Below are 12,852 nucleotides of genomic sequence, written 5' to 3' on the forward strand. Positions count from 1 at the left end.
GTGCTTCAAGTTATTTTTTTCTTCACAGAATAACGGTTCTGTGAAGTAAATGCTGATATAGAGAAAAAGGGGAATATTCCCCCAACTTAAACAAACTTTGATAATATATCATTTCATTTGGCTCTAGTCCTAGTTAATATCAATCCATTCTACGATAATTTCATCAACCAAGTTTTGATTAGGAGTCTTTGTATTCTTTACTAATTTGTTGGATTCCGAAACTTCTGGAGTGTAATAGAAAATGTATTTAAATACATCAATTGGCTGGACAATAATTACCTTAGGACTCCCACATTTCATGTTGACAGGAGAATTGATTAACTTTTTTCCTTTGAGATTATCTTTCTCGGTAACCATTTTGCTATTGTATTTCTCGTTCAAAGTAACAAATACCTCACAAGCGATCTGTTTTTCTATCCCATCTACGCTAAAGATATTGCTATATAAATCAATACCATTTGATTGTGCCAAGTTGCACGTGAGTTCTAAATCTTCACCATACTTATCATACATGTATTGACATGCTTTAAATGTAACAACGTAACCATAAATGTTGTTTACTATTTCGAAAATACTAATTTTTTGATCAAATTTTAGGTCTTCTTCGATAATATTACCCACTACAGGAAGAGTGCCTTACGGAAACAACAACATTGTCAGCCAGATGATGGAGAGTCCTAATCAAGTTCAATTTGTCCTTAATCAGTCTATGTCAAGTGCTCCAGGTACTGCTTTCAATTATAATACGGGGGCTTCCCATCTGCTATCCGCTATGATTCAAAAAAACATCGGGATAAATTTAAAGGAATATGCTAAGGAAAAATTATTCGGACCGCTAGGTATTACAAATTTCCAATGGGCGGCTGATAAGCAAGGGGTTAGCGACGGAGGGACAGGGCTTCAGCTAATCCCGGAAGATATGGCAAAAATCGGCTATCTCTATGCCAATAATGGCTTAATAAATGGAAAACAGGTAATACCTGCTAAATGGGTATCAGAATCAACAACAATGACTAACACCAATGGTTTTAAATATGGATATCAATGGTGGGGTGGTCTAGATTATTTTTATGCAAGTGGTTCTTATGGCCAGGGAATTTTTGTATCGCCTGAGAAGAATCTTGTGGTTGTAATGACAAGCGATATTTCGGATACTGACCCCAAGATAGAGACAAACAAATTATTCTCTCGCATTAAAAGCGCCGCCGTATCCGAACAAGCCCTTCCAGTTAATTCGGAAGGTAACCAGCAAATGAAAGAACAAGTACGTCTGGCCAGTTCTTCCAAAATGCCTACTCCTCAGCTTCCGGCGATCGCTAACGAGATTAGTGGAAGGACTTATATGGTAAAGAAAAATAACGCAGGTCTCAATTTTAGTGCATTTACACTTAACTTTTCTAATAAGAGTGATGTAGCTGTATTTAAGAAAACTTTGGGAGCAGAAATCGTAGATATATCAGTCGGACTGGATAACGAATATCTAGAAACTGGAAATTATAAAGCGAAAGGATATTGGGATGGAGATGCATTCATTATAAATCAGCATTACGTCATGCCGGATTCTCATACGCCGTATGATTCTATGATTAAATTTCTGTTCGACGAAATGGAAGGAAAATTAGAAATTGAAGCGTTAAGTGGTATTAAATCCCAGAAAATTGTTGTTGATATTATCTCCAAGTGATTGGCTTACCGTATACAATCAAGATGATGTTAACTCAAAAGCAAAGCAAATTATTGGCCATGGTGTTTTTATAAAAGGGTAGAAGGACAAATAATTGGCAGGGGGCTACGAGGCCAATTAGATGTGTGATTAACCTAAAGGGAACGTTGGTTCAATAAGAAATCAGGACGAGGCTGCCGGCATGAATAGGCAGCTTCGTTAAAGTAACGGGCAGTTATGCTCAATATCTGCTGTTGAGTGAGTAGGGAAATTGCAAACTCGGCTTATAGGTATAAGATATAAAAGATATAGTATTTAATTATTTTAATTTATAACCTTCCTTGTACTATAATTGTAATAAAATGGATGATGGGTGGTGATTAAATGAATGTTTCTTGTTCTGCAGCGGGTTTGATCGTCAAAGATGGAAATATTCTTCTTGTTATGATTACTTATGGAGCAAATAAGGGACATTGGATGCTGCCAGGAGGATTTGTTGATGAAGGTGAAACATTTCAAGAAGCTGCAATAAGAGAAGTGGAAGAAGAAACGGGATTAATTACTAAAGCAAAAAGGCTTATTGGGGTGAGAAATGGAGTTCGGGCTCTTCCGAGTGGGACAGAACACGGGATATACTTAATATTTGAAATGGAAGTAACTGCAGGTACTATTTGTGCTGATGGATATGAGGTTGCTGAAGCTAGATTTATACCAATAGAAGAAGCACTGCGAGATCCATTGGTTATCGACTTAACGAAAGAGATTATACGTGCATTTAATTCGAATAATAATGGATTATTTCAACTTCAGGACTCAATACAAACTAACAGTAGCTGGGTCAAATATGAAGTATTAGTTTGAAATTGAATTAAGTCATTGCACTACCATGAAAGAACCGATTAACTTTCATGCTCTGTGGTGCAGCGCAGGATGCATGGATGGCTAACGGGGATAGTTAAATTTTAAATAGCAAATTTTTCTTTATGATACGATCAGCTTTGTATATAATTCCCAAGAATATTGGATAGATCGAGGAGGATTTACTAAGTCGATGATGATTTCTTTCGAAAAAGAATCAAGTAAATTTCAGGTCAGGGTTGGCGGTATCGTACTACATAACAATAAGATTCTATTACAAAGAGCAATCGAAAACGAAAAATGGTTTTTACCAGGCGGAAGAGCAGAGTTTTTTGAAAATGCAGGGACAACAATTGAGTGGGAAATAATGGAAGAGTTTGCTGTTCCAGTTGTTGATAAAAAACTGGTGTGGTTTGTAGAGAACTTTACAACATATCCAGCAATGCATCTCCATGAAATAGCATTTTATTTTCTTGTTACTCTTTTACCAGAAAACCCTATTTTTTTAAAGGAACTTGAGTTTATAGGGGAAGAACCAAACTTTGTTAACCGATGGGTAAGTTTAGCTCAACTAGATAATTACTTCATAATTCCTCAATTTGTTGTGTCAGAGTTAAAAATTTTTGATATTAATTTAGGAGTGAAACACTTAGTAAACAGAGAAATTAGATAATGCTTACTCGTTAAGCTAACTGGCAGTTTAGTGCAACCACCCCAAATATTATTAAAATGTTATAAGGAACATTATGGTTAACAGGGCGTCTATATAGGCAACTAAGAATAAGGAACTAAAAGAATCAGACCATTTCATTCTAATATGATGTTGTTGAAAGATATTGCATTACACGAATTTTTACAGTAAAAACGCAAATTAGGGAGGCTGATTTAAGTGATTAGATATCCGTCTTTAAACGAAGGAACAACAATTGGTGTAACAGCACCCTCGTCAGGAGTAAAAGTCGAATTACACGGTTTGCTCAGACTTTCTTTTAATCGTATGGAAATGCAAGGATTCAACGTTGTTTGTGGAGAAACGATTTGGACTCAAAATAAAGCTAAGTCTTCTCCAGCCAAAGTACGTGCTATTGAATTGAATAAAATGATGAGAGATGATCAGATCGGTATAATCATCCCACCTTGGGGTGGCGAACTTTTAATCGAAATCCTTGAATACCTTGATTTTGATAATTTTAAGAGTAAATGGATTTTAGGTTATTCGGATACAAGTGTTTTATTGTTAGCAATAACTTTAAAAACAGGCATTGCAACTGCTCATGGAACGAATCTTATTGATTTACGAGGGGATTTTTCAGATAACACAACTGCAATGTGGCAATCTGTCTTATCAACTAAAACTGGCGAATCAATCATACAATATTCATCGGAAAAATATCAAAAGGAATGGAAACATTCTGACCCTTCGCCATGTATCTTTCATTTAACAGAACAAACATATTGGAAGGCTATTCAAAATACTAATATTAAAATACAGGGTCGCTTACTTGGTGGATGTATCGATGTGATAAGACATTTATTTGGCACACCGTTCGGTGATGTACAACATTTTCAAAAGAATCATCTCAATAATGAACCCGTCCTATGGTATTTAGAAAATTGCGAACTATCGACTACCGATTTACGCAGATCGTTGGTTCAGATGAAATTAGCAGGTTGGTTTGATAATTGTTCGGGTCTTCTTTTTGGAAGAAGCGATGCAAATCAACCTATTGACAATTATACAGCGGAAGATATTTATAAAGAACTATATGAGGAGTTACAAGTTCCAATAATCTACGATATCGATTGCGGTCATGTTCCACCACAAATGACCTTCATTAACGGGGCATATGCTGAAATTGAAGTAAAAGATGGCAGAGGCTCCGTAAAGCAATCTTTTAAACATTAATTAAAAAGCCAAAGGCTAAGAACTAAGTATCATTCAACTAACGGAGAACAATAGTTCAATGATTTTAAACAAGACCCGGCGCATTTCTAACGCCGGGTTTACTGCATTTTTGGTAACTGTTTTAAACAACTTTATTATCAGAGAACATGTGCGGCGCCGTTTTGCAACTTCCGGTGTCTTTTTGCGTCTAAACTTGGTAGTGCTTTGCATAATTTTTACAAATCAGGAGGAGGTTGTTGAATGAGGAAATATGCGATAGGATTCGTCGTTGGCGCCATTTTGGCCGGTGCGACGGCGGTTTATGCGGATAATGCCATTAATGCGGTGCTATTCCCGGCGAAATATGAGGTGAACGGCGAAGCAAAGCAGCTGCCTGACGGCTACTCGACCATCAATGTGGACGGGCATGCGTATGTCCCGATACGTTTTATCGCTGAAAGCTTGGGCGCCGTAGTTGCCTACGATCACGACAGCACGACGATCCAAGTCGACAACAACTTTCACGTCACGAACATGAACAGCGGTATTCGCGCCGGCCATCTGCAGGTAACCAAAACAGCCGAAGGGTCCGCGGTCGAAGGCAAGCTGTTTGTTGGGCAGGATCACTGGGAAGCGATGGCGAACTCGCGAAAAAGCGGCATTGCTCCGGGAAGCGACGTTACGGTTACGGGAGATCTTTTATTCTATGACGATCAGGGCAAGTATATAGGAAAAGTGCCGATCCAAGCGGCGTTCGTCGCCAAGGGCGATCAGATTCGCGATTTCAAGGCGACGGCCGATCGCGACGTGACGGGATATGCATTTGCTTCGCTGGCTAATGTAGGTCCGGTTCCGATGGGGCTGCCGGTTCCGCCTACCGTCGATGTCTACGATTCGTCGAACAGACTGGGCGTCGGCGATTTCCGGATGGCCGCGCAGGACGGTTTTACGAAAATACGCGGCTGGGTCAGCCTGAAACAAACGGGCAATTACCGATACGATGCCACGCTGAACTTCTATGATGCGGCAGGCAAGGCGCTTGGTACGGCGGAATTGAAGCAGACGGGCAGCGGCAGCGCCGAAAGTTTCACCGCGACGACATTCGAAACCGCAGGCAAGGGCGATTTTACCGGCTACAAATCCGTATCGGTAACGGTAAATACGTTCGAGCCGACAAGCGATCCATCGAAATAACGGCATCTGCTGCATCGTTAGGAGCAGGCCATGCGCTTCGCCGCATTTGGTCTGGTCTTCTGCCTTCGTCACCCACCGCTGATAGCTTTCTAAAGATTTACTTAGCTTTTTCCTGACCGTTTGTTGGGTAAACGAAAAAAACTGTGAGTAAGAGGTTCCCATGAAGGCTAATCCCTCCATGTTGAATAAACTTGATGGCCTGGAAGCAAAGGCGAGGTTTGCACTAACGGAAACTATAGTGGAGGAGCTGCCGCCGGCAGGCGCTCCTCTTTTGACTTATTCTTTAGCTCTAGGCAGGAAAACTAATTCCCTAACCGAATAAGTTCATTTTAGAAATTATTTTTGGAGGTATAACTATGGGCTATGATTTAAATATTACAAGGGCTAAATATACATTTGAATCAAAAGAAAATCGAATAACATTAAAGGAATGGGAATCTTATATTACCATTGACCCTGATTTAGAGCTACAAGAGGAGGTATCGCAAACACTTCCAAATGGGCAGGTTCTTTCAATGAAAAGTGAAGGAATGGCTTCATGGAATTACAACGGGAACCCAGTTATGTTAGTTTACTCAGATGGACATATTAGGGTTCGTTTTCATCCTTTTGGTGAGGAGCCTGAATACATAAGTAAGTTAAAGTCTATTGCAAATAAACTACACGCTCGACTCCTGGGGGACGAACAAGAGGAATACTGATTTGTACAATTGATTTGTTGTCACGCTAACGGAATACTATAGCTCAATAGACATAAGAAGAAGGCTGCCGATACTATAGAACGGCAGCCTTCTCAGCTAACGGGCAGATTAGTTAATAATGATACGATTCAGCGTATCATTATTAACGGAAAGTTTCTGATGTGCCCCATTTCCGCAAAATATATCAAAAATAAAATGACGAAATGATGTACAGTTGTGGTAACTCCATGGAGGCGTTGAATGAATTACATTGTATCGGTGACCAAAGCGATAGCCTATATTGAAGACCATCTGATAGAAAAGACCACAGCCGAAGAAATTGCGGAATGGGTAGGATACTCCCCCTATCATTTTCACCGAATCTTCCAATCCGTCACACGAAACACCGTCTCGGATTACATCAGGAGGCGGAGATTGACTCATGCGGCGTACGATTTGTTTCATTCCGATCTTAGAATCGTAGAGATTGCCATCAAATATCAGTTTGAATCTCAGGAAGCCTTCACACGTGCCTTTCAAAAAATGTTCGCCATCTCGCCGGGACGGTTCCGCAAGCAAACAAACATGAAAGACACGCTGTTTCGGACGATGGAGAAGAAAGCGTTGGATGAAACTGGGATGCGGCATCTGCTCTACGGAGTAACCCTCGATCCTTTAATTATCAACAAGGAAAAACGCTATTTGGTTGGAATGGAATTAAGGGGACTCAACTCCCGAGAAATCGGAAAGCTGTGGAGCAGTTTCAGGCAACGAGTGGCGGAAATAGAGAGAAGACGAGATCCTGAATCCACCTTTTACGCATTAATTATGCTTACAGGAGTTCAATGGGAAGTCTCCTACACCGCCTGTGTCGAAGTAAGTGAAGAGGGGCAGATCCCTGAAGGTATGGTCAATAAAGTCCTCCCAACAGCTACATACGCCGTATTCACGCACCGGGGCTCGTTGGATAGAATAACGGATACGTTCTATTACATCTATAACACATGGTTACCGAAATCGGGAAGAACTCGCACGAACGATCCGGAATTTGTACGATACGATCATAGATATTTGGGTCCTACGAATGATGATTCCGAGTTTGATATTTATATACCCATTGGCCCGATATTGTAACTGGAGCGAAGTGCGAGGAAAGGAAGTATGGTGGATGATAGGAAACGCAGAGTTTAAGAATGGGTATGCAGGATACCGAGAAGTAAAAATAGACGATGCTTCTTTAGGCATTACATTTCCCATGACGGTGATGTATCCGGTAGACAATCCTGAACAAATAGAGCGATTGGGGCCATACCTGTTGGAATTGGCCAGAGACGCAGAGCCTTCGGGAGGGAGGTTTCCCCTGGTTATTATTTCTCACGGTACCGGCGGTTCGCCGCTTGTATACCGGACGCTGGCTCAGCATTTAGCGCGCAACGGTTTTATCGTCGGCATGCCGGAGCATCCGTACAACAATCGAAACGACAACAGCTTGGAAGGGACGGTACAGAACCTTGCCTACAGACCTAGACACCTTAGGATGGCCACCGACTGGTTTTTCGGAAATAAGATGTTTAAGGAGAAATTAATGCCGAACGCCGTATCGATCATCGGGCATTCCTTGGGCGGTTACACGGCATTGGCAGCGGCGGGTGGCATGCCTACTTCGTTTCCTCATGAAGCCTCGGACGGAAAGCCGCAGCTCATTGAGGTTACACGGGATCACAGAATCAAGTCCCTAGTTCTACTAGCACCGGCGTCGGTCTGGTTCCGAGCTGAAGGGGCCTTGCGTGCGGTTAACCTTCCCATCTTGATGCTGGATGCAGAGAAGGATCCATACACTCCCCCTTTTCACGCACAAATGATATTGGGTGGCGCTGCTGATCCGAAGAAGATACAATACAGAACAGTTGAAAACGCTGGACATTACTCCTTTCTGAGCCCCTTCCCGGAATCGATGAAGACCCCGGCATTTCTCCCTTCGCAAGACCCTCCCGGTTTTGATCGCGAACATTTCCATAAAACGCTTATTGCAGACATATTGGATTTCCTATATACCCATCATGACGCGAGATGTGACGGTTAGTTTTTTGGAAAAGCTTTCTGTTGAGGGGCATATATTAGGTTGCATGAAGAATGTGTTTTCCAGCAAATGATGGCCTTGAAACTTGCCGTTACAGACATCGCGGGGAACGTATCACAAGTAGTGGTAAAGCTGAGACTTGAATTTAATAGAATCAGCAGCCTTTAATTATCAGTGCAGTCGTAATAAACTAGAAAATGCATTTGAACTCGCACGTCTCTAAACTAACGAAAAACGATAGCTCAAGGAACACTAAGAAACGGCAGCCGACATGGCTGCCGTTTTCTCAACGGATAGTTTAGCAATAACTAAACCTTATCAACTACGACAGTAACACGATATGTTACAATAGTTATGGAAACAAATACCAGTTGATAGGGTGAAGACGTTGAGCGATAAAAATATCTTTACTATTGAATGTAAGAATGTCTACCTAAGAGAGTACACACTTGATGATCTGAATCAATTTCATTCTTTAACATGGCAACCTGAAATACACGAATACTTGCCTGGTTGGAACGTATCTAAAGAACAGCGGGAAGATTGGTTAACGAATTATGAAATACCTGGAAACAAACAGTTTCTAAATACCGTATCCGAAGGTGGGGTCATAGGTGAACTTCGTCTTCGGCTGGGAATCATATTGAAAGCATCGGGAGATTTTATCGGTTGGTGCTGTACAGGAATTAAACAGGAATTGCCGGCTCCAAACCGAGAAATTATGTTTGCAATCTCAAAGGATCATAGAGGCAAAGGTTATACCACGCAAGCAACAGAGGGGTTAGCCAAGTATTTATTTGAGAACACCAACGTTGAGATGCTCAATGCAATTGCTCTTTTACGAAACGTACCGTCAAATAGAGTTATACAAAAATGTGGGTTTAATTTTCAAAGCGTTATTGAATTAGAAGACGAGAGATATAATTATTACAAACTTGGTAAAAGTGAGTGGGAAGCTAAGTGTTTTAGTTCGTTAAAGTAACGAGGAACGATAATTCAATGCCATCAAGGCTGCCGCGAGGCAGCCTTTTCTCAGCTACAGGGTGGGATATTCCAATATGTGGTATAGTGTTTGGGAGTGAAAAAAGTTGGGTTAGAGGAGGATTCGTAGCGGTGAACAAAGACGATATTGTAATTAAACAAATAACAGAGTTAGATAAATTGGAATCGATAAAATCATTACAATCGACAATCAGTAAACTCGAGAATGCCTTGTCCCAGATGACTCAAAATGGACAAATACTACTCTAGTAAAGAAACGACTCAAAGCTGTTTATATCGGCTTAGCCACGCTAGAAAACGTTTGGAATCAAAAACCCCATCATTACACCCAGGAAGATTTAGCAGCTCGCAATGTTATTACTGGTTTATTTCCATCAATTGAAAACAGTTACGTTAAGTCAAAGGCTAATAGTCCCCAAAGAACGCTTTTAGAAAGAAGAATTAAAGCGTTGGAACTAGCTGTTCAAGCGATTGATGACCTTTCCGCTAAATAACTAATAATGCAAACGAAGCGTTAGGAGCAACCTTAGTTCACCTTACTGAACAAAAACTAACTGCAGCCCTTACTTTTTTAAATATGACCTTGGAGTTGTAAGCCACTCAACTAACGGATACAAGAGTTGAATAACCAACACCTCGAGACCACCGAGGGAATGATTGGCGCCCTCATTAAGCTATTGGGCAGTTATCCTTAATAAAATGCAACAGGGGGTACAAGTCTAACGGTAATATTTAGTCTGCATCAACTCCGTGCTTTTTTTAGCTGACAAAAATTTAATCGTCACTTTAATACTTTTTTTCTTGCATATGACGTAACGTCATCCCTTACTCTTCTTGTATCAAGCTAATTTTGTCAAGGGGGAAGGTATAATGGCAACACGCAAAAAAATAATGCTAATTTTTGGCACCCGTCCGGAAGCGACAAAAATGGGACCTGTGGTTCAAGAACTAAAAAAACACCCGGAATGGTTCGAAACGAAAGTTATTGTTACAGGGCAACATAGAGAGCAACTTGATCAAGTGCTCGCTCATTTTGGTATACGACCAGATGTCGACTTAAACCTTATGAAAGAAAACCAAAGTCTTGCCTATATTACGTCTGCGGCGGTTACTGGTTTAGATAAAGTTATTTCCGAAGAAAAGCCGGATCTCATTTTAATTCACGGAGATACTCAAACAGCAATGTGTGGCGGGATGGTTTCATTTTTTCATAAAATACCGATCGGGCATATTGAAGCAGGATTACGTTCACAGAACAAGTACTCGCCTTGGCCGGAAGAGATGAATCGAAAAGTCATTGACGTAGTTACTGACTTTTTGTTTGCACCCACGTCTATTAGTAAAGACAATCTTCTTAAAGAAGGCTACAATACAGAGGATATACATGTCACAGGACAAACTGCGGTTGATGCAGCAATAATGACAAATCGCACTGATTATGTATTTAGCGAAGCTAGGCTGAATCATATATTTAAACAAAAGAGCAAAATCATAACCATGACCGCTCATCGTAAAGAAAACTATGGGGAGCCGATGTTCCAAATGTTTCGAGCCATACGTCGTATAGCGGACGAAAATCCAGATGTATCTGTTATTTATCCCATTCATTTAAGTCCAATCGTTCGAGAATCAGCATTCCAGATGTTATCAGGGCACGATAGAATCCATTTACTTGATCCAATAAATTATCCGGACATGATCAATTTGTTGTCTCGATCCTTTCTTGTACTAAGTGATTCCGGAGGTCTTCAGGAAGAAACTCCCGTATTTAAAAAACCGCTCGTACTCATGCGCGATATAACGGAACGACCTGAAGCTGTAACTGCGAAGGCAGTTTATCTTGCTGGGACTGAAGAGGACTCTATTTATGCGGTAACAGCCAGACTGCTCACGGATATGACTTTTTACAATTCCATGTCAAACGTCGTAAATCCCTTTGGTGATGGGCAAGCCTCAAGACGTATTGTCCAGATTATCGCCCATCATTTTGGATTCGCCTCTGAACTTCCAAAAGAATTTATTGGATAGAAACCGGAGGTATTTAGGAAGGAAGTTAATGGGGGTCAAAATGAAATGCAAATGCGAGGAGATTGGATGACCGCGGGGCAATTTGCGGACAAGGCAGGCGTAACAAAACGTACGGTGCGTTTTTACGATAATGTAGGACTCTTAAATCCGAGCCTTAGGACCGACTCTGGGCATCGATACTACACAAGCCAGGATTTAGCTCGACTCCAAAGAATATTGACGCTAAAGTATATCGGGTTGACCATTGAAGAGATTGGGAGAATCATACACCGTGATGGACACGAGGAGGATCTGAAGGAGTCTTTAAGAGTTCAGAGCACGATTATCGGTCAAAAAATGGAGCATCTTCGTCTCGTTCAAAAAACGGTAAAAGAGACTCTTTCGCTATTGGAAAGTTTGGATCACTCAGAGCGGGAAAGTCCGGTTCCTGGAGCAGAGTACGGTGAAAGCAGTCCCGCATGGGAGCTATTCGCTTCAATTATCCGAATTGTGAATCAAGAATATGAGAGCGCGTTCAACCTGCAAACGAGAATTCGATTACACGACGAATTCAGTGTAAATCCGTACAAATGGCATCAATGGCTTTTTGATCAATTGATAGTCCCGGAAAATAGTACAATCCTTGAATTGGGTTGCGGGGATGGAGCTTTATGGAAACGTAATGCAGACCGTGTACCGGAAGGATGGGACGTTACTCTGACGGACCTGTCTGAGGGGATGATACATGATGCAAAGGAGGGGCTACAACATCAGGTGCTTCCTAACAAATTTCGGTTCATCCCGACAGACGCACGGTCAATCCCATTTCCAGACGCAAGCTTTGATGCGGTTTTGGCCAATCATATGCTCTATCATGTTAGCGAACGTCATCAATGTTTGAAAGAAATTCGGCGTGTTCTGAAGCCAGGTGGCATGCTGTTCGCATCCACGATGGGTAAAAGCCACATGAATGAAGTAAAAGGATTTCTAAGTGAATTGAATCCGAATTATGATACTGGACGCCAGGATTTCGCCTGCGAGTTTGGTTTGGAAAATGGAGAAGATCAACTGGATGCTGCAGGCTTCGTCGATATCCGTTTGCAAAGGTATGAGGATGCTATGCTAGTAACGGATGCAAAGCCGCTCGTCGCCTACATACGGACAACCCCTGGAGGCCGGGAAAATCTTACTGACAGCCGCTTGACTAAACTCGAGGCAATACTGAACGAATTAATAGGCTCGGATGGTGCAATTCATATTACCAAGGAAGTCGGCTTATTTGTAGCATTTCGCAAATAATGATAGCTTTATGTTCCAACAACTCAGACAAGAGCACACATTGGTAGACTATTCCGCTAACGGCGAACGATAGCGCAACAATAAGCAACAAAGATTAAACCCTCCCAGTTCTAGCAAAGCTAGAGATAACTTATACCTAGGAGGGTTTTTATTATGACTTTAAAGGATTTATGGATGCTGTATG

General features: G+C 41.3%; 12 protein-coding genes and 1 pseudogene. 12 read left to right on the forward strand and 1 reads right to left on the reverse strand.

The window, feature by feature from the left end; all coding sequences use genetic code 11:
• Positions 1 to 129: 129 nt before the first annotated feature.
• Positions 130 to 621, reverse strand: coding sequence for a hypothetical protein (locus OB236_RS16725; protein WP_262685012.1), 492 nt, complete (start codon positions 619 to 621; stop codon positions 130 to 132).
• 10 nt (positions 622 to 631) lie between these two features.
• Here OB236_RS16725 and OB236_RS16730 point away from each other — a divergent pair, with 10 nt between their 5' ends.
• From OB236_RS16730 to OB236_RS16785, 12 genes and pseudogenes are all read left to right on the forward strand, one after another.
• The gene (locus tag OB236_RS16730) at positions 632 to 1,684 is read left to right on the forward strand and encodes a serine hydrolase domain-containing protein (RefSeq protein WP_262685013.1); all 1,053 of its coding nucleotides are present in this window, start codon (positions 632 to 634) and stop codon (positions 1,682 to 1,684) included.
• Between the two features lie 363 nt (positions 1,685 to 2,047).
• Complete coding sequence (locus OB236_RS16735; RefSeq protein ID WP_262685014.1) at positions 2,048 to 2,524, forward strand: NUDIX hydrolase; 477 nt, start codon at positions 2,048 to 2,050, stop codon at positions 2,522 to 2,524.
• Between the two features lie 190 nt (positions 2,525 to 2,714).
• Positions 2,715 to 3,194 (forward strand): NUDIX hydrolase, encoded by a 480-nt coding sequence (locus OB236_RS16740; protein ID WP_262685015.1) that lies wholly within the window; start codon positions 2,715 to 2,717, stop codon positions 3,192 to 3,194.
• Positions 3,195 to 3,410: 216 nt separating this feature from the next.
• Entirely contained in the window at positions 3,411 to 4,427 is a 1,017-nt protein-coding gene (locus OB236_RS16745; protein WP_262685016.1) for a S66 family peptidase, read from the forward strand.
• A gap of 240 nt (positions 4,428 to 4,667) precedes the next feature.
• Positions 4,668 to 5,600: a copper amine oxidase N-terminal domain-containing protein gene (locus tag OB236_RS16750; RefSeq protein WP_262685017.1), complete on the forward strand. Its 933-nt coding sequence runs from the start codon at positions 4,668 to 4,670 to the stop codon at positions 5,598 to 5,600.
• Positions 5,601 to 5,956: 356 nt separating this feature from the next.
• Positions 5,957 to 6,301: a hypothetical protein gene (locus OB236_RS16755; protein ID WP_262685018.1), complete on the forward strand. Its 345-nt coding sequence runs from the start codon at positions 5,957 to 5,959 to the stop codon at positions 6,299 to 6,301.
• Between the two features lie 240 nt (positions 6,302 to 6,541).
• Positions 6,542 to 7,414, forward strand: coding sequence for an AraC family transcriptional regulator (locus tag OB236_RS16760; protein ID WP_262685019.1), 873 nt, complete (start codon positions 6,542 to 6,544; stop codon positions 7,412 to 7,414).
• A 34-nt stretch (positions 7,415 to 7,448) separates the two neighbouring features.
• The gene (locus OB236_RS16765) at positions 7,449 to 8,363 is read left to right on the forward strand and encodes an alpha/beta hydrolase family protein (RefSeq protein WP_262685020.1); all 915 of its coding nucleotides are present in this window, start codon (positions 7,449 to 7,451) and stop codon (positions 8,361 to 8,363) included.
• A 385-nt stretch (positions 8,364 to 8,748) separates the two neighbouring features.
• Positions 8,749 to 9,342, forward strand: a complete 594-nt coding sequence (locus OB236_RS16770) for a GNAT family N-acetyltransferase (RefSeq protein WP_262685021.1) — start codon at positions 8,749 to 8,751, stop codon at positions 9,340 to 9,342.
• Between the two features lie 152 nt (positions 9,343 to 9,494).
• Positions 9,495 to 9,856 (forward strand): annotated as a pseudogene (locus OB236_RS16775) (hypothetical protein).
• Positions 9,857 to 10,232: 376 nt separating this feature from the next.
• On the forward strand, positions 10,233 to 11,390 hold the full coding sequence (wecB, locus tag OB236_RS16780) for a non-hydrolyzing UDP-N-acetylglucosamine 2-epimerase (protein WP_262685022.1): 1,158 nt from the start codon (positions 10,233 to 10,235) through the stop codon (positions 11,388 to 11,390).
• 45 nt (positions 11,391 to 11,435) lie between these two features.
• Complete coding sequence (locus OB236_RS16785) at positions 11,436 to 12,668, forward strand: MerR family transcriptional regulator (RefSeq protein ID WP_262685023.1); 1,233 nt, start codon at positions 11,436 to 11,438, stop codon at positions 12,666 to 12,668.
• Positions 12,669 to 12,852 lie beyond the last annotated feature (184 nt).

The organism is Paenibacillus baimaensis, from assembly GCF_025567575.1.

What these genes read in the sequence shown, in the direction of transcription:
- OB236_RS16760 (WP_262685019.1), top strand. Translation starts at nt 6,542, where the DNA reads ATGAATTACATTGTATCGGTGACCAAAGCGATAGCCTATATTGAAGAC.
- OB236_RS16765 (WP_262685020.1), top strand. Translation starts at nt 7,449, where the DNA reads ATGATAGGAAACGCAGAGTTTAAGAATGGGTATGCAGGATACCGAGAA.
- OB236_RS16735 (WP_262685014.1), top strand. Translation starts at nt 2,048, where the DNA reads ATGAATGTTTCTTGTTCTGCAGCGGGTTTGATCGTCAAAGATGGAAAT.
- OB236_RS16755 (WP_262685018.1), top strand. Translation starts at nt 5,957, where the DNA reads ATGGGCTATGATTTAAATATTACAAGGGCTAAATATACATTTGAATCA.
- OB236_RS16750 (WP_262685017.1), top strand. Translation starts at nt 4,668, where the DNA reads ATGAGGAAATATGCGATAGGATTCGTCGTTGGCGCCATTTTGGCCGGT.
- OB236_RS16785 (WP_262685023.1), top strand. Translation starts at nt 11,436, where the DNA reads ATGCAAATGCGAGGAGATTGGATGACCGCGGGGCAATTTGCGGACAAG.
- OB236_RS16740 (WP_262685015.1), top strand. Translation starts at nt 2,715, where the DNA reads ATGATGATTTCTTTCGAAAAAGAATCAAGTAAATTTCAGGTCAGGGTT.
- wecB (WP_262685022.1), top strand. Translation starts at nt 10,233, where the DNA reads ATGGCAACACGCAAAAAAATAATGCTAATTTTTGGCACCCGTCCGGAA.